This window comes from Dokdonia genika, from assembly GCF_042652845.1.
Lineage (GTDB): Bacteria > Bacteroidota > Bacteroidia > Flavobacteriales > Flavobacteriaceae > Dokdonia > Dokdonia donghaensis.
The window spans coordinates 114,760-140,992 of sequence record NZ_JBHSHB010000012.1 but is presented as its reverse complement, the minus strand read 5'-3'; the positions used below and the strand labels follow the sequence as shown (position 1 = coordinate 140,992).

The following is a 26,233-nucleotide window of genomic DNA, read 5'->3' as shown; positions in this document are numbered from 1 at the left end:
TTGCTCAAGATTGTAGGACTTCTTTGATTTTTGCGAAATATTGAATTTAAATTGCTTTATGCAATAACATCCATATTTTCTGAAAGTGTACCTATAAATTTTGTGATAGGTCCTTTTACCATCATTGCCATCATTGAATTAAACTCACCTTGAAAAAGGAGTTGCACTTCTGTTTTTGAGGCTTCTAGTTCTTTAATATCTGCAGTGAGTTCAAAAGGAATTTTGTCACTGGCAGCACCTAGTACTACTTTACTGTGTGGTATACCTTCTTTAAGATCTAATACAATCTCTGGCATTCCTTTAAGACCAAATAAGAAACGGGTATCGCTTATTTTTTCAAATTTGGTGTTTTCTGGCATTAATTTTTCAAAATTCTCAATGTTCATCAAGAAGTTGTACACCTCTTCTTGAGATTTATCTAAAGTTTTTACTGGGCTCTCTAAGTTCATTTAGCTTTTTTTAATATGTATAATTTATCCCCAGTTTGCTGGGTCTTTACGCCAGTTTTCTAAGGTTTCTTGCTGCGCTTCTGTTATGAAGTTTGTATCGCGAGCTTGTAATAATAGGTGCGAGTAATCACTTAATGTATTAAGTGCTACGCCAGCTTCTTCAAAATTTGTAGCAGCTGTGTCAAACCCATAAGTAAAGATGGCTAGCATCCCTTTTACATTCATATCAGAATTTTTAAGAGCTTCTACTGCCATAAGGCTGCTCTTACCAGTGCTTATAAGATCTTCTATTACCACAACATTACTGTTAGGCTCTAGGTGACCTTCTATTTGATTTTTACGTCCGTGCTTTTTTGGTTCAGGGCGTACATAAGCAAAAGGTACATTAAGATAATCTGCAACAAGCATACCAATACCTATCGCTCCCGTAGCAACGCCTACTATCGCATCTGGCTTACCGTAGATAGACTCTACTTGTTTTGCCATCTCTTGATGTATGTAGTTACGTATTGCTGGGTACGACAGTGTGATACGGTTATCGCAATAAATGGGAGATTTCCAACCAGAAGCCCACGTAAAAGGAGTTTGCGGTTGTAGTTTTATTGCATTAATTTGCAAAAGCAATTCGGCAGTTTTTTTTGCCGTTTCTTTGTCTAAAATCATATTGCAAATGTATAAAGTTTTTGTCAATGATATTCCTATTATTCTATCTACCGAAAAGATAATAGGTAAACAGTATAAGACGATTCCGATTAAGACGGTTAAGATTAAAAAATTAATCAAAAAACTATACAAGGGAGAACAGCTATACATCAATCTATATCACCCTAAAGAAGAAAAGCTTCTTAAACATTTACGCAAGAAGCTTAAGCTCGTGATAGCGGGTGGTGGTCTTGTTTATAATGACAAAAAGGAAATTCTTTTTATACACCGCAACGGCAGGTGGGACCTCCCTAAAGGAAAGATAGAAAAGAAAGAGGGCATAGAAGAATGTGCTCTGAGAGAAGTAGAGGAGGAGACCGGTGTAAAAGGACTTACTATTAAAAGACCGCTTGAGATTACTTATCACGTTTTTAAACGTAACGGTAAATTTAGACTTAAAGAGACTTTCTGGTATGAGATGCATACAAGCTCTACAGAGGCTCTTGTACCACAAACTAAAGAGGGTATAAAAAAAGCAAAGTGGCTCAACTTTGAAAAAGCACAAAAAGCGCTTGATAAATCTTACGAAAATATCAAGCTCATCTTCCCGAGTACATATCTAGTTAAGCATCCTAACGATAGGGTAGCGTAGGTGTGCTTTCTCATAGTTAGGTGATTTTTTATGAAGCCAGTCCAGCTGGGCATACCAGTTTTCGGCAAATTGAGGTTCTAGTGATTTTTTGAGGTTAAATTCAATTTGTAATTGTGGGTTGCGTTTAAGGACTTCGAGTGCTTTGTCTTCCCACACATATGGTGAGAATCCTTCCTTTTGTTGCAATATGGTGTCAAAAAAGTTCCAGTTAAAGAAACTGTCTGTTGCCTCTGGCTCGAGGGTTTCTAGCAAGTAGCGTATTCCATCTTGATCTGTAGGCACGAGATAGCCGCCTTTTGCCACAGTTACTTCTTGGTTGGTAGTTTTTACAGCTGTGTTGTAGTGTAAATAATGACCCTCGTAAGCACTCTTGCGAGTGTCATAGGTATCTATATGATATACTTCTCCCGTAAACGTAGTATCCCTTTTAAGCTGTTTGAACTTAATGTTGTTGTCCTTTAAAATGAGAGCAATGTCACGGTAGCCTCTAGGTATCACATATGCCTTAGGTATACGCACTTCTTTAGTAGGCTTAAAGTAATCGTAGTAGGTTACTTCCTTTGTGAAAGGCTTTGTTTTATCATATTTGAGGCGTTGTTTTCCTGTGATTTTACTTGGTATCATTTCTCCCTCGTAGCCTAAAAATTCTAACGTTGTGGTTTTTGTTGTGTCTAGAGCAAATTGTACGGGATAAGTTTCCGCTTTCGCGAAAGCGTTAAAAGCCTCTGCACGTATTTCTTTAATCTGATCTCCGTTTTGAGCAGTGAGTTTTAATACACTTTTCATTAACTCATATGTACCTTCTACACGTGGTTTATAAGGCTTGAGCATATGTGTCTCTACCATAAGGCCTATGGTGTTCCATAGTGATGTAAAGCCCGTAGAGTAGCGAGGATAGTCCATAAACTGGCTAAAACCTTTTTCTGGAACGCTATTAAAAACGTTTACATAAGGAGTGATTTCCCAGTCTTTACTCTTTAGATCTTTTTCAAGCATAGGCTGAAAGGTGTCGTGCACGTAGTTACCTAAAGCACCGCCTAGCTTATTGTGTTGTGTAAAAAGATGGGTAAGGGTGTATTGATAATCTGCGCCATTACTCACGTGATTATCTATAAAAACGTCTGGAGATATCATATGATAGATTTCTGCAAAGGCTTGTGCGTTTTTTGTATCTCGCTTTATAAAATCGCGGTTGAGGTCGTAGTTTCTTGCATTACCTCTAAAACCATATTCTTTTGGCCCATTTTGATTTGTGCGTGATGTACTGTTACGATTAAGAGCACCTCCTATATTGTATATGGCTATGGCACTTACCCAAGTGTCTTCTGGTGCCTCTATCTTGCCTTGTGCGAGGTCACGCATAAGCATCATTGTTGCATCTATCCCGTCTGACTCTCCCGGGTGAATGCCATTATTTATGAGAATACGGCGCACATCTATATCATCAGAAAACTCACTGTCAAAACTACGATTAGGATTAAAGGTGACTAGCGTGAGGGGCTTACCTGCATCTGTCATTCCTACTTCGTAGGTTTTTATAGATCTGTAAGCCTTGTCAAGATCTTGATAAAATGTGATCACCTCATCATAAGTAGGTGTTTCTGTACCACCGCTTTTTTCAAAGAGGGTTGTAAAGTCTGTATTATCTGGGTTGTCTTTGTGCTCTCCACAACTTAAACTAAGAATAGAGACGGCGATGAGTACGATAACTTTTTTCATATGGTGGTTGGATTGTGCTGTGAAGATACAAATTGACAAAAAAAAGGCCCCATCTTCTTTTTAAAAATGAGGCCTAAAGCAGGGAGATTGGTTAGTTGTTATTTTTTTACAACTCTTTTTACAAGTTGTGTTTGCCCTGCCGTTATGTGCATAAAATATACTCCAGCTTCATAATATCTGAGTGATATGTTTGTGTTTATACCGCTACTAGATAACTCTATACGCTCAACAATACGACCTCTTATATCTGTTATAACCATATAATCTAGTGGAGTATTACTCAAGTTTTTGAGAGTAATGTCTCCTCGCGTAGGGTTAGGGAAGAGTATGATGTCGCTTTCGCGTAAGCTTAAATCATCTACACTTAGCGGGTTGTTAGTCACTGTGATTGTAAACTCACAGGTAACCATATTTCCATCTTCGTCAAAACCTGTAAGCGTTACCGGAACCTCTTGAGGAGCATCTATGATCGTGCCAGCAACAGGTTGTTGAGAGACGTTTGTAAAGGTGCCACCACCACAGTTATCTGTAAGTGATTCTATGTAGTTTTCTATCTCATAAAGGTCAAAGAGATCTGCCTCTACGGTAAAATCTTCTTGACAAGAGATGAGTCCAAAATCATCTGCATCTACAAGAACAGTCGCTTCACAAGTGACAGTGTTTCCGTTTTGATCTGTAACGGTGAGTGTCACGATATTTTCTCCCACATCTGCACAACCAAATTCGGTTATGTCTAGACTAAGCGTTACCTCTCCACCACAATTGTCTGTACTACCATTGTCTATCATATCTGGTGTTATACTAGCTGTACCAGTATCTTCATCAAGTATAACAACAATACTTTGACAGATTGCCGTAGGTGGGGCTTCATCTACTACAGTGACATTTACTGTACAAGTAGCTACATTGCCTTTTGCATCTGTAACGGTAATATTCACAACATTCTCGCCTAGATTAGAACAATCAAAAGTATCTACGTCAAACTCAATATCTGAAGTAGGCGTACAGTTATCAGGAACTCCTAGAAGATCGTCATCTGGATCTGCAAAGCTTATTTCAAATCTCAATAGTTGTCCAACGTCACCTTGTGTATTATCACAAACAGATAGACTCCAGTTTCCATTTATTTGTTCACCAGCAAAGGTATCTGCAAAGGTTCCTCCTTCTGGAGAATAAATTCCGTTTACAAGACCTGTTGCCATTGTGATGTCTTCTCCATCATCATCAAAGGTTGCATCTTCATAGCCCTGTGCATTTCCGCCATTACCTGCAGAGAGTACAAGTTCTGTACCTTGTGGTGATGTAAGGGTTAAGTCTAGGTCGCCTACAAAAGAGTGATCCAGATCTATAATGACCGTAGCAATGCGATAGGCGTCACCTATAGTGCCCTCAAGATCTACTGCTGCTGTAGAGGTGGTAGGCCCTCCGGCACAATTTGTACCTCCTGTGCCCGTCATCGGGATACTTTCTGGCACTCCGTCACCAGTAAAAGGAATACCCTGTACAGGTACGAGGTTACCTATTACATCTTCTGGAGTAAGAATTGCGATACCATTTTCATCTAGTGAGATGGTTGCATCCATACATTCTGGTGTGGGTGCAGTAACATCTATTACTGTCACAATCGCTTCACAAGTAGCCGTATTACCAGCATTATCTGTAGCAGTAACTACTACCACATTTGGACCGGTGTTTGCACAGCCAAATTCTGATATATCTAATTCTAAATTATCTATAAGGCAAGTAGAAGATGTATCTGCAAGTACATCTTCTGGTATAATGGTAACCATCCCATTCTCATCAAGCTCAACAGTGATATCTTGACAAGTGATTTGCGGTATAACACTACTTGTAACCGTTACAATAGCCTCGCAACTTGCTGTATTTCCATTCTCATCTGTAGCCGTGAGGGTAACCACGTTTTCTCCAAGATTTTCACACGTAAATGAATCAATATCTATACTTAAAGTTACTGGCGTACAGTTATCACTTGTGCCACCATCAATATCTTCTGGAGTTATGGTTGCCATTCCATTTTCATCTAGTGCTATCTCAATATTTTGACAAAACATTCTAGGTGCTAGATCATCTATAATTGTGATTGTAAAAGAACAAGTATCTAGGTTACCATTACCATCTTCTACAGTAAAGGTGTTAGTAGTGGTACCTACGGGGAATGGGTTACCGCTTGCAAAACCAGCAGTTTGTGTAACAGTACCACCGCCAACACAGTTCTCATTTGTAAATGGTCCTTCGTAAGAAATAATTGCCCCACAACCTGATGCTGCATCAGAAAATACTATTTCTGCAAAACCTGTGTTTCCATCTCCATAATTAGATAGTACTTCCATACGGATTGTAGTTGCCGTAATAGGGGTGAATGTAAATATCTCTGGTGCGCTCGGTGCGTTTTCTTCCGCTTGCGCGAAAACTGTAGGCGCTCCCTCTACATCTATAAACGTACTACCATCTACACTATAAGAAATCAAAACATCTCTTATACCTGAAGTTCCATCTGCTCCCGGACCACCACCATTTTGATTCCAGAAAGAGAATCCGCTCACGGATGTCTCTGCTCCTAAATCAAAATCAATTGTGCCAGTACTTCCTTCTCCTATCCAAGAATTTTCTGGAGTAGAAGGAGCGTGATCTGTAGTAAGGCTAGGAGAGGTGTTTAGGCCCGTTCCGTCTATTGCATTTGAAAGCGTACTGCCAAAGGCGCTATTATATGTAGTAGTAGCTCCCGTAGGTACAATAGGGTTAGAAATTTCAGATAGATTTACAACCAAATCTTCTGGACAGGTAATTTCTATCGGTTGGTTATTAACTACTGTTATTACGGCTTCACAAGTAGCAGTGAGACCTTGCTCATCTGTTACTGTTAGAATAACAGTGTTTTCACCTAAGTTATCACAAGTAAACTCAAACACATCTAGTTCATAAGTGAGTTCGCCACAAACAGCAGTACTGCCTCCATCTACTAGTACTGGGTCTACAGTGATCATTCCTTCCTCATCTAGTTCTACAGTGATGTTTTGGCATACAGCTGTAGGTGCTATGTTGGTTTCGACAGTGACAATAGTTTCACAAGTCGAGCTATTTCCATTTGCATCTGTTACGGTAAGCACTACTATATTTTCCCCTAATTGCTCACAAGTAAATGTGTCAATATCTATTGCAGTAGCAATATCACCACAGTTATCAGAACTTCCATTGTCAATATCATTTGCGGTAATGGTTGCGATACCATTTTCATCAAGCACGACAGTTAAAGGTGCACAAACAGCTCTTGGTGCTACATCATCTATGAGTGTAATTGTAAATGAGCAAGTCACCTCGTTACCATTAGTGTCAGTTGCTATAAACGTATTAGTAGTGGTGCCTAGCGGGAACGGACTACCACTTTCAAAACCAGCTGTTTGTTCTAAAGTACCGCCACCTAGACAATCAAGATTTTCTAAAGGACCATCGTAGTTTACAATAGCGCCACATCCATCTGTTACATCTGCAAAAGCTACCTCTGCTATTCCCGTATTACCATCGCCATAATTGCTTAGTACATCAAAGCGTATGTAGCGAGCGGCCAGCTGAGTAAATGTAAATACCTCTGGACCTACAGGTTCTGAAGTAGTAACCTGAGCAAATACTGTAGGCGCTTCAGGAAGTACTGTATATGTCACGTTATCTAACGAGTAGAGTATAGTAACATCTTGAATACCAGAAGAACCTTCTGCTCCAGGACCTCCACCGTTTAAATTCCATAGAGAGAATCCATTTATAATAGTTTCTTGTCCAAGATCAAAATCTATACTACCGCTCGATCCAGTACCTATAAAAGCATTACTAGGTGTCGAGGCTTCGTGATTTGCCATTAAGCTAGGAGACATCTCAAGACCAGTGCCATTAAAAGCATTTGCAAGCTCACTGCCAAATGCAGGGCTAAATGATGTCGTACCATTAGAAACTTCTACAGGCATCAATACCTCAGAAAGATTAAGGACAATATCTTCTGGACACTCTATACTAAGCGGCTGTGTATTCTCTACAGTCACAATAGCTTCACAAGTCGTAAACTCGCCACTAGGACTCGTTGCAGTAAGTATTACTATATTTTCACCTAGTTGCTCACAAGTAAAGGTGTCTTGATCTAGTGTAAGCTCAAAAGTGCCACAGTTTGAGAAGCTACCTCCATCTACTTGCTCTGGGGTGATGATTGCCATTCCGTCTTCATCGAGTTGTATGGTAAGGTCCATACATACAGCAGTAGGAGGACTGTCACTTATGACAGTAACGATAGCCTCACAAGTAGCGGTAAGACCATTACTATCAGTTACAGTAAGCGTCACGGTATTTTCTCCTACATTATCGCAAGTAAAAGTATCTGTATCTATCGATAATGTAATATCACCACAGTTATCTGTACTGCCTCCATCTATATCTTCTGGTGTAATGCTAGCCGTACCATCTTCACCTATTTCTATAGTAATCGGTTGGCAAACAGCTCTTGGTGCTACATCATCTATAATGGTGATGTCAAAAGAGCACGTTTGTACATTCCCGGCACCGTCTGTAACTTCAAAAGTATTTGTGGTTGTTCCTAACGGGAACGGGCTTCCACTTGCAAAACCTTCGGTTTGTACAAGTTCACCACCTCCAGCACAAAGTGCATTTGTAAATGGTCCTTCGTAAGTGACAATTGCCCCACAACCTGACGAAGTATCGGCAAAGACTATTTCCGCGAAAGCGGTATTACCATCTCCATAATTACTCATCACCTCCATACGAATCACGGTAGCAGCAATTTGATCAAAAGTAAATAGCTCTGGCGCAGATGACTCACTTGTCGTTACTTGAGCAAACGTAGTAGGAGCACCCGGTATGGCAGTAAAAGTTGTGCCATCTGTAGAGTAGAGCATTGTTACCTCTTGTATACCAGAAGTGCCATTTGCACCAGGACCACCGCCATTTTGATTCCAGAAAGAGAAGCCACTTATAAGAGTCTCTCCACCAAGGTTAAAATCAATTGTACCAGAAGTTCCTGCTCCTATAAAAGAATTACTAGGTGTGGTAGCCTCGTGGTTTGCTGTGGTGCTAGGTGTCGTACTTAATCCCGTTCCGTTTGTAGCATTTGCTATATCACTACCAAAGGAAGGACTAAAGCTCGTTGTTGTACTACTTATGGTGACAGGCTCTAGTACTTCAGATAAGTTTAGAATGAGGTCTTCTGGGCAAGTAATAGTTACTGGCTCATTATTAACTACAGTTACAATAGCCTCGCACGTTGAGGTATTGCCTTGAGGATCTGTAACTGTAAGTACAACAGAGTTTTCGCCTAGATTCTCACAGGTAAACTCTGTGATATCTGCTTCATATGTAAGTGGTCCACATACAAAGGTGCTTCCTCCATCTAGTAAGGCAGGGTCTAGTATGCCTACACCAGTAGCATCAAGTTCTAGTGTGATGTTTTGACAAACTGCAACAGGTATATTAGGATTTTCAATAGTCACAATTGCTTCACAAGTAGAGATTAATCCATTACTGTCTGTAACGGTTAGAGTTACTATATTCTCTCCTACATTCTCACAGCCAAATTTATCTATGTCTATAGCAATACTCACATCACCACAATTATCTGTACTACCTCCATCTACATCTGCCGCCTCTATATTTGCAGAGCCTGTTTCATCTAGCTGTATCGTGATATCTTGACACACTGCTCTTGGCGCTACATCATCTATCACCGTAATATCAAAAGAACAGCTCAGAGTGGTGCCATTTACATCAGTTACCTCAAAGGTATTTGTGGTTGTACCTAGTGGAAAAATACTGCCGCTGGCAAAACCTGCCGTCTGTACAAGCTCTCCACTACCTAGACAATCTACATTTGTAAAAGGACCTTCATATACAATTGCTGCCCCGCAACCTACAGTGGTGTCTGCAAAAGCAATTTCTGCAAATCCAGTATTACTATCACCATAATTGCTTAATACTTCAAAGCGTATAACAGTAGCTGCTATTTGTGTAAAGTTAAATGTCTCTGGAGCTACATCTTGTGATGATAACGCTTGCGCGAAAACTGCCGGCGCTCCATCTACCGGAATAAAGTTTGTCCCATCTACCGAATAAGAAATACTTACATCTTGAATTCCTGAAGAGCCATTTGCACCTGGACCACCGCCGTTAAGGTTCCAAAAAGAAAAACCAGTTATTGTCCTTTCGGTGCCTAGATCAAAATCTATAGTTCCCGTTGTGCCCGCTCCTATAAAGGCATTGTCTGTTGTAGATCCATCGTGAGTCGCAGTAAGACTTGGTGAAGTTGCAAGACCAACACCGTTAATAGTATTCTGTATACTACTACCAAAGGCTGAATTAAAACTTGTCGTTACATTAGTAGGTATAACTGGTTCTAGCACTTCAGAAAGATTTATGACAATATCTTCTGGGCACGACAGATTAAGTGGCTGGTTATTTTCTATAGTTACAATTGCCTCACAAGTAGTGCTGTTTCCAGAAGCATCTGTTGCTGTAAGCGTTACTATATTTTCACCTAGGTCATCACAGGTAAAAGTTACTATATCTGCAGAAAGGGTAAATGTTCCACACCCTGCAAAGCTTCCTCCATCTATTTGTTCTGGGGTAAGCGTCGCTATACCATCTGCATCTAAAAGTAGAGTGATATCTTGACAAACAGCAGTAGGAGCATCACTTCCTATAATCGTAACAATAGCTTCACAAGAAGATGATAGGCCGTTACTATCTGTAACTGTTAAGGTCACAATGTTTTCTCCTACATTATCACAGGTAAATGTATCTGTGTCTATTGACAATGTAATGTCACCACAGTTATCTGTACTACCTCCATCTATATCTTCTGGAGTAATTGTTATAGAACCAGTTTCGTCTATTTCTAAGGTTATGTTTTGGCATACAGCTCTTGGCGCAACATCGTCTATTGTAGTGATATCAAAAGAGCACGTTTGCACGTTTCCTGCGCCGTCTGTTACCTCAAAAGTATTTGTGGTTGTTCCTAGCGGAAATGGACTTCCACTCGCAAAACCTTCGGTTTGTACAAGTTCACCACCTCCAGCACAAAGCGCATTTGTAAATGGTCCTTCGTAAGTGACAATTGCTCCGCAGCCTGACGAAATATCGGCAAAGACTATTTCCGCGAAAGCGGTATTACTATCTCCATAATTACTCGTCACTTCCATACGTATTACCGTAGCCGCTATCTGATCAAAAGTAAAAATCTCTGGTGCCGAAAAGTCATTATCTGTGACTTGTGCAAAAATGGATGGAGCACCTGGTATAGGGATGAAGTTTGTTCCATCTGTGCTATAAGAAAAAACAACATTTTGAACACCAGAAGAACCATTTGCACCGGGACCACCACCATTTTGATTCCAAAATGATAGTCCGCTCACAAGAGTCTCACTACCAAAGTTAAAATCTAAAGTTCCAGTAGTACCGGTTCCTATAAAAGAGTTGCTCGGAGTTGTAGGCTCGTGTGTAGCTGTAGTACTTGGAGAAACTGTTAGCCCCGTACCGTTTGTAGCATTTGAAAGTTCACTACCAAAGGCAGCCGTAAAAGTTGTAGAAGTACTTGTAATCGCTATAGGTTCTAGCGCCTCAGAAAGATTAAGAATAATATCATCTGGGCAAGTTATGGTTACCGGTTCATTATTTACTACGGTAACTATCGCCTCACAGGTTGAGGTATTACCTTGAGGATCTGTAATTGTAAAAACGACGGTGTTTTCACCTAAGTTTTCGCAGGTAAATTCTGTGACATCTGCTTCATAAGTAAGCGGCCCACAAACAAAAGTGCTTCCTCCATCTAGTAGTACAGGATCTAAAGTTGCTATGCCCGTAGCATCTAGTTCTACAGTTATATTTTGACAGATAGCCTCTGGTATATTTAGATTTTCTACTGTTACAATTGCCTCACAAAAGGAGGTGTTTCCATTACCATCAGTTGCAGTAAGGGTTACTATATTTTCGCCCACATTTACGCAACCAAATTTGTCTATATCTATAGACAATGTAACATCTGTACAGTTGTCTGCAGTACCTCCATCTATATCTGAGGCAAGTATAGAAGCACTGCCCGTTTCATCTAGTTGTATAGTAATATCCTGACATACCACATCTGGAGCAACATCATCTGTTATTGTCACGTCAAAAGAGCAAGTAATGATATTACCAGCACCATCATCTACCTCAAAAGTATTCGTAGTAGTACCTAGTGGGAAAGCACTTCCCGATGCAAATCCAGCAGTCTGAGTAAGAGCGCTTCCTGGGAAACATTCTTGATTTGTAAACGGACCTTCATAAGTAATCACTGCACCACATCCCGAGGTAGTGTCTGAGAAAGCAATTTCTGCAAAAGCGGTATTTCCATCTCCATAATTAGATTGTACTTCAATACGTATGGTTGACGCCATTACAGGCGTCCAGTTAAATATTTCTGGTGCGGCAGCGGTATTTGGTATCACTTGCGTGAAAGAAGTAGGCGCCCCAGGAATAGGTGTAAAATCTGTTCCGTTTGTTGATGATGAGATAATCACATTTTGAATACCCGAAGTTCCATCTGCCCCTGGACCTCCGCCATTTTGATTCCAAAAGGCAAGTCCAGAAACAGTTGTCACAGCACCAAGAGAAAAATCTATGGTTCCAGTCGTTCCTTCACCTATCCACGAGTTGGTATTACTTGATGGTGCGTGCTCACTTTCTAGAGATGGGAACGTATCGAGCCCTGTACCATCAAAGGTGTTATTGAGACTTGTACCAAATGCCGTGGTAAAACTTGTAGACGCCGAATTAGGAATAATAGGCGTAGCGACCTCAGATAAGTTAATGTTTATATCTGCCGGACAAGTAATTACGAGCGGCTCATTATTTTCTACGGTAACAATTGCGGTACAGGTATCTGTATTTCCAGAAGCATCTGTCACGGTAAGCGTTAAAGTGTTATCCCCCAGATTTTCGCAGGTAAATTCTTGAACATCTAGCGATAATTCTACAGCAGTACCACACGTAGAGCCTGAACCATTATCAATGTCTGCAGGAGTGATACTTGCCATACCATCCACAAGCTGGATAGTGATATCTTGACAAACGGCCACCGGTAGTTCATTAGAAGTAACCGTAACCATTGCCTCACAAGAAGCGCTATTTCCATTTACATCTGTTGCTGTAAGCGTCACAGTAACTGGCGTATCTACATCTGCACAAGTAAATGTATCTTGATCAATACTCAAGGTTACATCTCCACAGTTATCTGTAGTGCCATTATCAATATCGGCTGTTGTGATTACAAAGTTCCCTGTCTCATCAAGTACCACTTCGATATCTTGACATACCACATCTGGAGCAACATCATCTGTTATTGTCACGTCAAAAGAGCAAGTAATGATATTACCAGCACCATCATCTACCTCAAAAGTATTGGTAGTAGTACCTAGTGGGAAAGCACTTCCCGATGCAAATCCAGCAGTCTGAGTAAGAGCGCTTCCTGGGAAACATTCTTGATTTGTAAACGGTCCTTCGTAAGTAATCACTGCGCCGCACCCCGAGGTGGTGTCTGAGAAAGCAATTTCTGCAAAAGCGGTATTCCCATCTCCATAATTAGATTGTACTTCAATACGTATGGTTGACGCCATTACAGGCGTCCAGTTAAATATTTCTGGTGTGGCAGCAGTATTTGGTATCACTTGCGTGAAAGAAGTAGGCGCCCCAGGAATAGGTGTAAAATCTGTTCCGTTTGTTGATGATGAGATAATCACATTTTGAATACCCGAAGTTCCATCTGCCCCTGGACCTCCACCATTTTGATTCCAAAAGGCAAGTCCAGAAACGGTTGTCACAGCGCCAAGAGAAAAATCTATTGTTCCGGTAGTTCCTTCACCTATCCACGAGTTGGTATTACTTGATGGTGCGTGCTCACTTTCTAAAGATGGGAAAGCATCAAGCCCTGTACCGTCAAAGGTGTTATTGAGACTTGAACCAAATGCCGTCGTAAAACTAGTAGAAGCCGAATTAGGAATGATAGGCGTAGCGACTTCAGATAAGTTAATGTTTATATCTGCCGGACAAGTAATTACGAGCGGCTCATTATTTTCTACGGTAACAATTGCGGTACAGGTATCTGTATTACCAGAAGCATCTGTTACGGTAAGCGTTACAGTGTTATCCCCCAGATTCTCACAGGTAAATTCTTGAACATCTAGCGATAATTCTACGGCGCTACCACACGTAGATCCCGAGCCATTATCAATGTCTGCAGGAGTGATGCTTGCCATACCATCCACAAGCTGTATAGTGATATCTTGACAAACGGCCACCGGTAGTTCATTAGAAGTAACCGTAACCATTGCCTCACAAGAAGCGCTGTTTCCATTTACATCTGTTGCTGTAAGCGTCACAGTAACTGGCGTACCTACATCTGCACAAGTAAATGTATCTTGATCAATACTCAAGGTTACATCTCCACAATTATCTGTAGTGCCATTATCAATATCGGCTGCTGTGATTACAAAGTTTCCTGTCTCATCAAGTACCACTTCGATATCCTGACATACCACATCTGGAGCGACATCATCTGTTATTGTCACGTCAAAAGAGCAAGTGATGATATTACCAGCACCATCATCTACCTCAAAAGTATTGGTAGTAGTGCCCAGTGGAAATGCACTTCCCGATGCAAATCCAGCGGTTTGAGTAAGAGTGCTTCCGGGGAAACATTCTTGATTTGTAAACGGACCTTCATAAGTAATCACTGCGCCGCATCCTGAGGTGGTGTCTGAGAAAGCAATTTCTGCAAAGGCAGTATTCCCATCTCCATAATTAGATTGTACTTCAATGCGTATGGTTGAAGCCATTACGGGTGTCCAAGTAAATATTTCTGGTGCGGCAGCGGTATTTGGTATCACTTGCGTGAAAGAAGTAGGCGCCCCAGGAATAGGTGTAAAATCTGTTCCGTTTGTTGATGATGAGATAATCACATTTTGAATACCCGAAGTTCCATCTGCCCCTGGACCTCCGCCATTTTGATTCCAAAAGGCAAGTCCAGAAACGGTTGTCACAGCACCAAGAGAAAAATCTATGGTTCCAGTCGTTCCTTCACCTATCCACGTGTTGGTGTTACTCGAAGGTGCGTGCTCACTTTCTAGAGATGGGAACGTATCGAGCCCTGTACCATCAAAGGTGTTATTGAGACTTGTACCAAATGCCGTCGTAAAACTAGTAGAAGCCGAATTAGGAATGATAGGCGTAGCGACTTCAGATAAGTTAATGTTTATATCTGCCGGACAAGTAATTACGAGCGGCTCATTATTTTCTACGGTAACAATTGCGGTACAGGTATCTGTATTTCCAGAAGCATCTGTCACGGTAAGCGTTACAGTGTTATCCCCCAGATTTTCGCAGGTAAATTCTTGAACATCTAGCGATAATTCTACAGCAGTACCACACGTAGAGCCTGAACCATTATCAATGTCTGCTGGGGTGATACTTGCCATACCATTCACAAGCTGGATAGTGATATCTTGACAAACAGCCACCGGTAGTTCATTAGAAGTAACCGTTACAATCGCCTCACAAGAAGCGCTATTTCCATTTACATCTGTTGCTGTAAGCGTCACAGTAACTGGCGTACCTACATCTGAACAAGTAAATGTATCTTGATCAATACTCAAGGTTACATCTCCACAATTATCTGTAGTGCCATTATCAATATCGGCTGCTGTGATTACAAAGTTTCCTGTATCGTCAAGTACCACTTCTATATCCTGACATACCACATCTGGAGCAACATCATCTGTTATTGTCACATCAAATGAGCAAGTAATGATATTACCAGCACCATCATCTACCTCAAAAGTATTCGTAGTAGTACCTAGTGGGAAAGCACTTCCCGATGCAAACCCAGCAGTCTGAGTAAGAGCGCTTCCTGGGAAACATTCTTGATTTGTAAACGGTCCTTCGTAAGTAATCACTGCGCCGCACCCCGAGGTGGTATCTGAGAAAGCAATTTCTGCAAAGGCGGTATTCCCATCTCCATAATTAGATTGCACTTCAATGCGTATGGTTGACGCCATTACAGGCGTCCAGTTAAATATTTCTGGTGTGGCAGCAGTATTTGGTATCACTTGCGTGAAAGAAGTAGGCGCCCCAGGAATAGGTGTAAAATCTGTTCCGTTTGTTGATGATGAGATAATCACATTTTGAATACCCGAAGTTCCATCTGCCCCTGGACCTCCGCCATTTTGATTCCAAAAGGCAAGTCCAGAAACAGTTGTCACAGCACCAAGAGAAAAATCTATGGTTCCAGTCGTTCCTTCACCTATCCACGAGTTGGTATTACTCGAAGGTGCGTGCTCACTTTCTAGAGATGGGAACGTATCGAGCCCTGTACCATCAAAGGTGTTATTGAGACTTGTACCAAATGCCGTCGTAAAACTAGTAGAAGCCGAATTAGGAATGATAGGCGTAGCGACCTCAGATAAGTTAATGTTTATATCTGCCGGACAAGTAATTACGAGCGGCTCATTATTTTCTACGGTAACAATTGCGGTACAGGTATCTGTATTTCCAGAAGCATCTGTCACGGTAAGCGTTACAGTGTTATCCCCCAGATTCTCACAGGTAAATTCTTGAACATCTAGCGATAATTCTACGGCAGTACCACACGTAGATCCCGAGCCATTATCAATGGTTGCAGGGGTGATACTTGCCATACCATCCACAAGCTGGATAGTGATATCTTGACAAACCGCCACCGGTACTTCATTAGAAGTAACCGTAACAATCGCCTCACAAGAAGCGCTGTTTCCATTTACATCTGTTGCTGTAAGCGTCACAGTAACTGGCGTATCTACATCTGCACAAGTAAATGTATCTTGATCAATACTCAAGGTTACATCTCCACAGTTATCTGTAGTACCATTATCAATATCGGCTGCTGTGATGATAGCATTACCTGTACCGTCTAGGAGAACCTCAATGTTTTGGCATAATACATCTGGTGCTACATTATCGGTAATAACAATATCAAATGAGCAGGTTTGCGTTCCGCCACTGCCATCTGTAACTTCAAAGGTATTTGTGGTTGTTCCTACGGGGAAAGCACTTCCGCTAGGTAACCCTGCTGTTTGTATTACTTCACCACCGCCATTACAGGCAGCATTAGAAAATGGCGTTACATAAGCTATTAGTGCACCACAACCTGGTGTATCATCAGAAAATGCTATTTCCGCGAAAGCGGTATTACCATCTCCATAATTTGATTGTACTTCTATGCGAATGCTAGAAGCAATGATAGGTGTAAAGTTAAAGACCTCTGGAGCCACAGGACCACCTCCTGTTACTTGTGCAAATACTGCTGGCGCCCCAGGGATAGGTGTAAAGTCTGTTCCATTTGTTGATGATGAGATAATGACATTTTGAATGCCCGAGGTTCCTGAAGCACCAGGACCGCCGTTGTTTTGATTCCAAAAAGAAAAGCCACTTACGGTCTGACTACCACCTAGATTAAAAGTGATTGTGCCAGAGGTTCCTTCACCTATCCACGAGTTTGTAACTCCAGAAGAGCTGTGGTCAGAATTAAGATCTGGAAAAGTGGTAAGTCCATTACCATTAAAAGTATTAGTTAGGCTCGACCCAAAGGCAGTGGTAAAACTTGTACTTGCAGATGAGGGTATGATAGGTGTTGCCACTTCAGAAAGATTAAGGGTAATATCTGCTGGACAAGTGATGGTTGTAATACTGTTACTCTCCACCGTAACGATTGCTTCACAACTTGCTGTATTACCTTGATCATCTGTAACTGTAAGTGTAACGGTGTTAACTCCTAAATTTTCACAGTTAAATTCTGTGATGTCTGCACTTAGTATAGGAGCTCCACAAGCTACAGTACTACCATTATCAATATCTGCAGCTACAATGGTTGCTACTCCTGTATCATCAAGGCTTATGGTAATATCTTGACATACTACGGTGGGTACTACAGTATTTTCTACTGTGACAATAGCCTCACAGGTAGCACTATTACCATTGTCATCTGTTATGGTTAGAATTATGGTATTATCTCCTAGGTCTGCACAAGTAAAATCTGTTATATCTAAGGTTGGAGTTGCCGTACCACAGTTATCTGTAGAGCCATTGTTTATTTCTTCAGGAGTGATGGTGACAGAGCCCGTTGCATCTAGTTGTACCGTAATATCTTGACAAATAGCGATAGGAGCCACATCATCTATAATGGTAATATCAAAAGAGCAAGTTGCTGTATTTCCGTTTCCATCATCTACAATAAAGGTGTTTGTAGTTGTACCTATGGGAAAAGGATTTCCACTAGCAAATCCTGTTGTTTGAGTAACGGTGGCTGCCACACAATTTGTAGCTACTATAGGTGCATCATATGTTATAACTGCTCCACAACCATCTGTAATACTAGAAAAAATGATTTCTCCCAGACCTGTGTTGCCATCTCCATAATTAGATAATACCTCTATACGTATAGTCGAGGCATCAATAGGTTCAAAAGTAAATTCTTGCACTGCAGCGTTATCACTCGCTATTACTTGTGCAAAAGTTGCAGGAGCTCCTGTAATAGGTGTAAAATCTGTCCCATTTGTAGAAGCACTTATAATAACATCTTGTATACCAGATGAGCCTGAGGCACCAGGGCCACCTGCATTTTGATTCCAAATGTAGATTCCATTTATGCGCTCTGTACCACCTAAGCTATATTCTATAATACCACTAGTACCACCACCTATAAAGGAGTTTGCAGGCACTGTAGCGTCGTGAGTTGCAGTAAAACTTGGAAATTCTGATAAGCCACTACCGTTAAAGGTATTGTTAAGCGAACTGTCAAAAACAGTTGTGAAAGATGTAGAGGCAGAGACAGGTGTAACCATCGCAACATTCTCAGAAAGGTTAAGTATGATATCTGCTGGGCAGGTAATATCAAGTACTCCTGCTTCTACAGTTACCGTTGTAGTACAGGTATCTGTATTTCCTGCAGCATCTGTTATGGTGAGCGTTACCGTATTATCGCCTATGTTAGAGCAGTCAAAGCTGGTTATGTCAAGTGATAATACAGCGTCTGGACAATTGTCAGCAGAGGGTGTAACGGTATCATCCACATCTGCTGTGGTAATACTTGCAAGGCCATCCTCATCTAACGTAATTGTAAATGGAGCAATACAGTTTGCCACTGGGGCTTCATTATCTGTTACTGTAACTGTAAAGGTACAAGTCGCCACCCCATCTGGATCGCCAGTAGCCTCAAAGGTTACTGTAGTATCCCCTACAGGAAAGAAGTCTCCAGATGCTGGCCCTTCTATTTGTGTAACCGTAAAGGTTGCCGTTCCATCCGGATCGTTTGGTGTAGGCGTGGCAAATGTGACATTTGCACCGCATAGTCCAGCATCATTTATTTGTGTAATAGGTGCAACAGGACAGTCTGTAAAAGTCGGTGCGGTTTGCGCAATGGCAGTCGAAAAGATACCACATACCAAGAGTATGCGTATCGCAGTAGTAATTTGTTTCATATTAATCCCCCAATTAATGAAGACTAAATGTATGCACTATAAGTGGTTTGTATAAAGTGAGTTAAGTCAGAAATTTCCGTCAGAAATCGCGTCAATCTACACGGGTAAATGCCCTATGTGTCTCATTTAAAATGATTGAGGATATGTACGCTTTCGCGAAAGCGTAATTCTTCCCACATTACGCACTAAGTACGTCTACAAGGCATATTTATGAAGGTAGCTCACACCACTTTCTATTAGACATAAAAAACTTGCGGTTATAGCTTATTGCCCCTTTGGTCCATACGTATCATACAATTTGAGGTGATAATCGCCGTACACTTTACCGAAATGAGATGCGTGGTCACTGTTTTGATAAACAAATAATTAGTCGCTTTTTAAGTGATGTAATCTAGCTTTTAGAAAAAAGGAGTGTATTGCAATACTCTAAAATCTATGGTGTTAAAGTCGGAGTTTTCTGCCTTTAGTTTTTTATAAAGCGCCAGGCTTCCCACAGCTCTATTTGCTGCTCCAGATGGTGCTGTGAGTGATATCGTTTTAATAGTACGACCTTCCCAGTCAAAGTTGTGTACTCTAGGTACTACATCGCTTACAACCTTAAGGCGTACTTGTTTTTCTTTACAAGCTTTCCTAAAGAAATACTCAGGGCCGTTTTTACTGTTTCCGCCGGTAAATAATAGGGTGTCTACTTGTGTATGTTTAGAGAGATAACCGAAGATATCGCGCAGCGTGATGTTACTCATCCCTATGTCTGAGGCATCTACTTTTTGTCTCTCTGAAGAGGAAACAATGTCACAAATACCTATGTTTCTTGATTTTAGAAATGCCTTGCGCTGGTTTATGGCTTCTGCCGTAGTTTCAAATGTGAGGTTTAAGCCAAAAATTTTATTAAGTATAGGCCACAATTGCCCGTCTATGCTGCCATAACTAAAATCTACATCACCCACTTTTAAGTCACCCGTTGTAAAGCGTGGTGGCGGTAATGTACCAACGATAAGCTTGGTTGCTTTTTCCAGATTAAATGGCGGGTAGGGATGTGTATGCTTAAAAGGTCTTGACATATGCTCGTAAAGTTCGTAAATTGAAAGGAAACAATAGCATTATGGGACGCGGAGATAAAAAATCACGACGAGGCAAGATAAGTAGAGGCACCTTTGGCGCACGCCGCCGAAAGAAAGGACGTAAAAAAGCTAAAGAAGCTGCAAAAATGGAAAAGGTTTAACCTTTTGCTTTTAGTCTTTTTAAAATGCGTAGCTGTTTTTTGTCTACCTTTTTTCTAAGCATATTACCAGAACAGAGACCAGTTGTATGCGCATTTTTATCATCTACCAGCTGTGGAAATCTATCATTAAAATGAGAACTAGCTCTTGTATACACCAAGTAAGTCAAACCTTCACTAAATTCATAGCCACAGCTAATCTCAGAAGCTTCAGAAATTATCTCAATAGTGCTTTTAGAAAATGAGCCCTTGTACTGCTTGATTATTTCAAAGGTATAACGAACTGTATCTCCGCTACTGCGCTTGCGTGCTTTATTAAGCACTTCTTTCTTGACAAGATTACCACTAAAAACGACATCGGCGCGTTTGTACTTTTCTGTAATTTCTTCTTTTTTTGAAACCTTCGGGTCTTTTGCACAGGTGCAAGCAATTGCTTGTACACTAGTGAGAACAAATAGCACTATAATTAGTGATCTTAGCATCGATTACCTTGTAAATACAAATTCGTTTTTATCTTCATTAGACTCTTCTGCACTGTAGGCGTAGCCGTCATAATCAAAACCTTTAAGGCCGTCTATTGTGTTTATGTCGTTATCTATAATATAACGCACCATTGAGCCACGGGCCTTTTTTGCAAAAAATGAAATAATCTTGAGTTTCCCATTTTTAAAATCTTTAAAGATAGGTGTGATTACAGGTACCTTGAGCTGCTTAGGTTTTATAGACTTAAAGTATTCTTGACTTGCAAGGTTTACAAAAAGCTCATCATCTTTAAGTTCTTTATTAAGCGCTTCGGTAAGAGTGTCTCCCCAAAACTCGTATAAATTTTTATTACTGTAGTACTCCAGTTTTGTACCCATCTCAAGGCGGTATGCCTGCATTAAATCTAGTGGCCGCAAGATCCCATACATACCACTTAAAATACGTAAGGTGTCTTGAAGTTTGTCAAGCTTTTCTGTAGGTAGGGTATAGGCATCAAGCCCCGTGTATACATCACCATCAAAGGTGTACACGGCTGGCCTCGCATTCTTTTTTGTAAAAGGAGTGGTAAAATCTTGGTATCGCTGGTAGTTTAAGTCTGCAAGCTTCTCACTGATGTGCATCAGGTCTTGAATCTCTTTTTTTGTCGTATTAGAAAGCTTGCTGTTAAGCTTTTCTGCTTGCTCTAAAAACTGCGGCTGTGTAGCACGCGTAGTAGGTAGCTTATCTTCAAAATTAAGTGACTTTGCTGGTGATACAACGATTTTCATAGGTGTTTTTCTTTTGTATCAAAGTTAGCAATTATGTCTTATAATTAAGTGCTTGGCTATTGTTTTTGGTTATGGTGGGATTGATTGTTTAATGTGGTGTTTGATTTATAAAGATGAAAAATTTAATAATATCAAATGTTCAACATCCCTCTAAATCTCCCTTCAAAGGGAGACTTCTAGCCCCTTCCCTTTGAGGGGAATATTGGGTGTAGGTGTTGAATGGTATTTAAGTAATAATTCAAAAATTTACATAAACACCATAAAACAAAAAAGCAACCCTAAAAAAAGTTGCTTCTTGTTGTTATGAGTAAGCTTTCGCGAAAGCGAAAAAAAATCTTACTGCTCTTTGCTGTGTACGGCATAGGCGCGCCACTTTTCTATACAGCCCGCCATATCTTCTGGTACGGGAGTTTCAAAACGTTTGTACTCGCCTGTGGTGGGGTGTACAAAACCTAGTGTTTTTGCGTGTAGTGCCTGGCGTGGTAATATTTTAAAACAGTTTTCTACAAACTGCTTGTACTTTGTAAAAGAGGTTCCTTTTAAAATAGCATTACCACCGTAACGCTCATCATTAAAAAGGGTGTGGCCTATGTACTTCATATGCACACGTATCTGGTGTGTGCGTCCAGTCTCAAGCTTACAAGCCACCTGAGTGACATATCCTAGGCGTTCTAGTACTTTGTAGTGTGTAACGGCTGGTTTTCCTTGCTCCTCATCATCATCTTTAAAAACGGTGTTCTGAAGACGGTTTTTAGGGTGACGGCCTATGTTACCTTCTATTGTACCCTCATCATCTACCACGTTACCCCATACGATGGCCACATACTCACGCTCTGTCGTTTTATTAAAAAACTGCTTTGAGAGGTGGGTCATCGCGTGCTCCGTCTTTGCTACCACTAGAAGACCACTGGTGTCTTTATCTATACGGTGCACAAGCCCTGGGCGCTCGCTAGAGTTGTTAGGTAGATTATCTATGTGGTGTATAAGTGCATTAATCAAGGTGCCAGAGTAGTTGCCGTGACCTGGGTGCACGACCATACCGGCAGGCTTGTTTACCACGAGAAGATCATCATCTTCATAAATAATATCTAGTGGGATATCTTCTGGAGTGAGTAAAAACTCGTGTGGCGGGTGCTCAAACATCGCGCGTACCACATCTCCTGCTTTTACCTTGTAATTTTGTTTTACAACTTTGTTGTTTACTTGTATGCTACCATTTTTGGCAGCCTTTTGTATTTTATTACGTGTAGCATTTTCTACAAAGTTCATTAAGAACTTATCTACGCGTAGCGGTTCTTGACCTTTACTGGCAGTAAAGCTATAATGCTCATATAGCTCATCGTCTTGAGGTTCTGGACCTATGGGTTGTTCTTCGTTCATTGTTTAATTATCGTCAGATGCGTTATTAGAAATAGCATCTCGGTAATCTCCTTTACCATTACCTAGTACGAGGTCTATCACAGATGTTTTTTCTAAGCGATCTCCTGCTTTTACTTTTTTTCCTTTGTGTCTTAGGTCTCTTACCTCGTCTTCACCTATCCAGTCTACGTAGGTGATTTTTCCTATTTTAAAACCTAGGGCTTTAAGTGTAGGCTCTGCCTGGCGGCGTGTTTTTCCTACAATAGGAGGGATGGTCATTTTTTGATAACCAGAAGGGTTAAGCACTAGGTATATCTGTCTGTTTTCTTTTACAAATTTTCCAGCGTTAGGCTCTTGGTCTATGACAGAGTACTTAGGGTAATCTGGGTTAAAGTTTGCACTGTCTATGATAAAGTAGCGCAGCTCTGCATTTTCTAGTTCTTGACTCACAAGGTCTAGTGTCATCCCTTTTACATTAGGCACGGCAATGCGTTCATCGTGATTTGTGGTACTACCTAACCACCATCTGGTGATAAAAATTAAGGCAATTACAATAATGATGGCAAGGGCGATTTGTTTTACAAATGCTTTGCTTACTAGAAATTTTACAAAACTCATAAATGGGATGTGGTTAGAGGTGCAAATATATAAAAATGACAGCCTATTTGGCGTAGGTATGATTATACCTATTTTTACAATGTACGTTAATGAGACAGATTTAGTTGTCTCCTTTAAAATTTTCACGAAAGTGCAGAAAAGAAATATCGCCGTTTTAATGGGTGGCTACAGTAGCGAGTATGAAATATCGCTTAATAGTGGTGCCACCGTAGTTGCTTCTTTAGATAAAGAAAAATACCAAGTATATGCCGTGCACATCCTTACCGAAGGATGGTTTTGTGTGATAGATGATGAGCGATTTACGATAGATAAAGGTGACTTTAGCTTTAAGGACGCTTCCGCGAAAAAGGTAACCTTTGACGCCTGTTACAATACCATACACGGAACGCCGGGCGAGGACGGAAAACTACAAGCCTACCTAGAATTGCTAGGGATCCCACAGACAAGTTGTGGATTTTATGAGAGTGCGCTCACCTTTAACAAGCGTGATAGCTTAAGTGTGCTAAGCTCTTATGGAGTACCTATGGCAGCATCTGTATATGTAAATAAGGGCGATGAGATTGATATGTCTTTTAAAAACTTGCTTGCTATAAAAGTGGGCTACCCTTGTTTTGTAAAGCCTAATAGGGCTGGATCAAGTTATGGAGTGAGTAAGGTGTACAAAGAGGGTGATCTTATAGCGGCGCTAGATAATGCGTTTAAGGAAGATAACCAGGTATTGATTGAGTCATTTTTGAGCGGGACAGAAGTATCTGTTGGAGTGTATGATTTTGGCAATGGGGCAGAGGTGCTTCCAGTTTGTGAGATTGTGCCAGATGGAGACTTCTTTAGTCTTGAAGCAAAGTACTCTGGAAAATCACAAGAGATTGTGCCAGCAAGACTAGATGAGCGTGAGACGGCAGATGTGCAGGGACTTACAAAGGGTATTTATGAATTGCTGGGGCTTAAGGGGATTTGCCGCATAGATTTTATCTTTCACGAAGGGAAACCACATTTTGTTGAGGTAAATACTAATCCTGGATTGTCAAAGGAAAGTATCATCCCAAGAGAGTTTAAAGTAGCAGGATTATCACTTACAGAAGTGTTTGGGAAAGCTATAGAAACTTGTATTAAAGCACAGAAGTAATAGCGTATCTAGGCTAACACATAGAATAGAACATTAAGATTAAGATTATGAAAAGAAAGGCAGTATTTCCGGGCAGTTTTGATCCCATTACACTTGGGCATTACGATATAATAGAACGAGGTCTTACGCTCTTTGATGAGATAATACTTGCAATAGGTGTCAACTCAGATAAAAAATATATGTTTTCTCTAGAGCAGCGCAAGCAGTTTCTAGAAGATACGTTTAAAGATGAGCCACGCATTAAAGTAATGACCTATAAAGGTCTCACTATAGACTTTTGTAAAGAGCAAGAAAGCGAGTTCATTTTAAGAGGACTGCGTAATCCTGGAGATTTTGAGTTTGAAAAGGCAATCGCCCATACTAACAGAAAATTATCTGGTATCGAGACCGTATTCTTACTTACGAGTTCTGGTAAGAGTTACATCTCTTCTTCCATAGTACGTGATGTAATACGTAACGGTGGTGACTGCTCTGGTCTAGTACCAGATGTGGTTGAGCCTTGCGCAATTAAAATCTGGAAAGAGATACAAGCAAAAGCAAAATAAAGCTCAAAACCTTTATCCATAAAAAAAGCCGCCCACTGGGCGGCTTTTACCATTTATATATATAATCTAAAACCTAATTACTTCTTATTCTGCTGTTCTTTGATGGTCTTTTTATCGATATCAAAGTCGTTTGTAGTTTGATTTATATTTCCCGTTGGATTGGTCGGGTTAGTTTGCTCTACTTTTCTTTCAAATTTACGTTCCATAATCTTTTTCATTTTTAAGTTGCTATAAAGATAAAAATCACGGTTGTTAATTCGTCTTAAAGGCTTGTTAGTCTTAGGTTAAAGTGTTGATTATCTTATGGTTTCTACAAAGCTAGCCACACTGTTTGCTCCATTCTTAGTAATATGCTTTATAAAAGCACTTCCTATAATGGCTCCTTTTTGATGGGTAGTGGCTGCCTTAAAAGTTTCCTCATTACTTATCCCAAAACCTACAATCTGCGGATTGTTAAGATTCATAGCTGCAATACGTTTAAAGTAATCTTCTGTGCTGTTACCAAAACCGCTCGTAGCGCCCGTCGTACTCGCACTACTCACCATATAGATAAATCCATCACTCGCGGCATCTATCTGTTGTATACGCGCGTCACTAGTTTGTGGTGTGATAAGGAAGACATTAATAAGTCCGTGCTTTTCAAAAATCTCTTTATACTCAGCTTCATATTCGGCAAGTGGTAAGTCTGGCATAATAATACCATCTATCCCTATTTCTTGACAACGCTTACAGAATTTCTCAACCCCATATTGTAACATCGGGTTAAAGTAACCCATCACAATAAGTGGGATATGTATAGTCTCACGAATACCGTCTAACTGGCTAAACAACTTTTCGGTAGTCATCCCATTGTGAAGTGCAGCAGTACTTGACTCCTGTATTGTAGGACCATCTGCCAGCGGATCTGAAAATGGTAATCCTATCTCCACCATATCTACACCGCTTTCTTGAAGCTGCGTTAAGATAGAAACAGTATCATCTATGGCTGGATATCCAGCAGTGAAGTATAAGCTTAGTAGCTTTTTATCTTCTTGTAATTTTTGTTTTATTCTATTCATCTGAATAAATATTTTGTCATTCCTGCCTAAGCGGGAATTAAT

At 40.6% G+C, this 26,233-nt stretch carries 15 protein-coding genes; 4 read left to right on the top strand and 11 right to left on the bottom strand.

The window, feature by feature from the left end:
* Window positions 1–56 precede the first annotated feature (56 nt).
* Together ACFO5T_RS07470 and pyrE are read right to left on the bottom strand one after the other, a co-directional pair.
* A complete protein-coding gene (locus ACFO5T_RS07470) occupies window positions 57–449 on the bottom strand; it encodes an SRPBCC family protein (RefSeq protein WP_380033300.1) in 393 nt (130 codons plus the stop codon).
* A gap of 24 nt (window positions 450–473) precedes the next feature.
* Window positions 474–1,112, bottom strand: a complete 639-nt coding sequence (gene pyrE, locus ACFO5T_RS07465; protein WP_035327849.1) for an orotate phosphoribosyltransferase — start codon at window positions 1,110–1,112, stop codon at window positions 474–476.
* Window positions 1,113–1,119: 7 nt separating this feature from the next.
* Between pyrE and ACFO5T_RS07460 the strand changes: the two genes are divergently transcribed.
* Window positions 1,120–1,743 carry an NUDIX hydrolase gene (locus ACFO5T_RS07460; protein ID WP_380033297.1) on the top strand — a complete coding sequence of 208 codons (624 nt, stop codon included), beginning with the start codon at window positions 1,120–1,122 and terminating at the stop codon, window positions 1,741–1,743.
* On the opposite strand, the gene ACFO5T_RS07455 is transcribed toward ACFO5T_RS07460, so the two are convergent.
* The 3 genes from ACFO5T_RS07455 to ACFO5T_RS07445 form a co-directional block, all read right to left on the bottom strand.
* Complete coding sequence (locus tag ACFO5T_RS07455) at window positions 1,711–3,462, bottom strand: M14 family metallopeptidase (RefSeq protein ID WP_380033295.1); 1,752 nt, start codon at window positions 3,460–3,462, stop codon at window positions 1,711–1,713. The two genes, ACFO5T_RS07460 and ACFO5T_RS07455, sit on opposite strands and share 33 nt — an antisense overlap.
* A 98-nt stretch (window positions 3,463–3,560) precedes the next feature.
* Complete coding sequence (locus tag ACFO5T_RS07450) at window positions 3,561–19,016, bottom strand: HYR domain-containing protein (RefSeq protein ID WP_380033293.1); 15,456 nt, start codon at window positions 19,014–19,016, stop codon at window positions 3,561–3,563.
* A gap of 398 nt (window positions 19,017–19,414) precedes the next feature.
* Window positions 19,415–20,077: a uracil-DNA glycosylase family protein gene (locus tag ACFO5T_RS07445; RefSeq protein WP_380033291.1), complete on the bottom strand. Its 663-nt coding sequence runs from the start codon at window positions 20,075–20,077 to the stop codon at window positions 19,415–19,417.
* Window positions 20,078–20,118: 41 nt separating this feature from the next.
* On the opposite strand from ACFO5T_RS07445, the gene ACFO5T_RS07440 reads away from it, so the two are divergent.
* Window positions 20,119–20,238, top strand: a complete 120-nt coding sequence (locus ACFO5T_RS07440) for a 30S ribosomal protein THX (protein WP_035327856.1) — start codon at window positions 20,119–20,121, stop codon at window positions 20,236–20,238.
* On the opposite strand, the gene ACFO5T_RS07435 is transcribed toward ACFO5T_RS07440, so the two are convergent.
* The 4 genes from ACFO5T_RS07435 to ACFO5T_RS07420 all read right to left on the bottom strand — a co-directional run bounded on the left by ACFO5T_RS07435 (window position 20,235) and on the right by ACFO5T_RS07420 (window position 23,462).
* Window positions 20,235–20,717, bottom strand: a complete 483-nt coding sequence (locus ACFO5T_RS07435; RefSeq protein ID WP_380033289.1) for a hypothetical protein — start codon at window positions 20,715–20,717, stop codon at window positions 20,235–20,237. The genes ACFO5T_RS07440 and ACFO5T_RS07435 overlap by 4 nt on opposite strands.
* Window positions 20,718–20,720: 3 nt before the next feature.
* A complete protein-coding gene (gene yaaA, locus ACFO5T_RS07430; RefSeq protein WP_380033287.1) occupies window positions 20,721–21,485 on the bottom strand; it encodes a peroxide stress protein YaaA in 765 nt (254 codons plus the stop codon).
* Between the two features lie 336 nt (window positions 21,486–21,821).
* The gene (locus tag ACFO5T_RS07425) at window positions 21,822–22,865 is read right to left on the bottom strand and encodes an RluA family pseudouridine synthase (protein ID WP_380033285.1); all 1,044 of its coding nucleotides are present in this window, start codon (window positions 22,863–22,865) and stop codon (window positions 21,822–21,824) included.
* A gap of 3 nt (window positions 22,866–22,868) precedes the next feature.
* Window positions 22,869–23,462 carry a PASTA domain-containing protein gene (locus ACFO5T_RS07420; RefSeq protein ID WP_035327865.1) on the bottom strand — a complete coding sequence of 198 codons (594 nt, stop codon included), beginning with the start codon at window positions 23,460–23,462 and terminating at the stop codon, window positions 22,869–22,871.
* A gap of 79 nt (window positions 23,463–23,541) precedes the next feature.
* On the opposite strand from ACFO5T_RS07420, the gene ACFO5T_RS07415 reads away from it, so the two are divergent.
* Window positions 23,542–24,588 carry a D-alanine--D-alanine ligase gene (locus tag ACFO5T_RS07415; RefSeq protein WP_380033549.1) on the top strand — a complete coding sequence of 349 codons (1,047 nt, stop codon included), beginning with the start codon at window positions 23,542–23,544 and terminating at the stop codon, window positions 24,586–24,588.
* Between the two features lie 47 nt (window positions 24,589–24,635).
* Window positions 24,636–25,133 (top strand): pantetheine-phosphate adenylyltransferase, encoded by a 498-nt coding sequence (gene coaD / locus ACFO5T_RS07410; RefSeq protein WP_035336114.1) that lies wholly within the window; start codon window positions 24,636–24,638, stop codon window positions 25,131–25,133.
* 77 nt (window positions 25,134–25,210) lie between these two features.
* Here the strand turns inward: coaD and ACFO5T_RS07405 are convergent, their stop codons facing one another.
* Together ACFO5T_RS07405 and trpA are read right to left on the bottom strand one after the other, a co-directional pair.
* On the bottom strand, window positions 25,211–25,351 hold the full coding sequence (locus ACFO5T_RS07405) for a hypothetical protein (RefSeq protein WP_157496178.1): 141 nt from the start codon (window positions 25,349–25,351) through the stop codon (window positions 25,211–25,213).
* A gap of 78 nt (window positions 25,352–25,429) precedes the next feature.
* On the bottom strand, window positions 25,430–26,191 hold the full coding sequence (trpA, locus tag ACFO5T_RS07400; RefSeq protein ID WP_380033282.1) for a tryptophan synthase subunit alpha: 762 nt from the start codon (window positions 26,189–26,191) through the stop codon (window positions 25,430–25,432).
* Window positions 26,192–26,233: the final 42 nt, after the last annotated feature.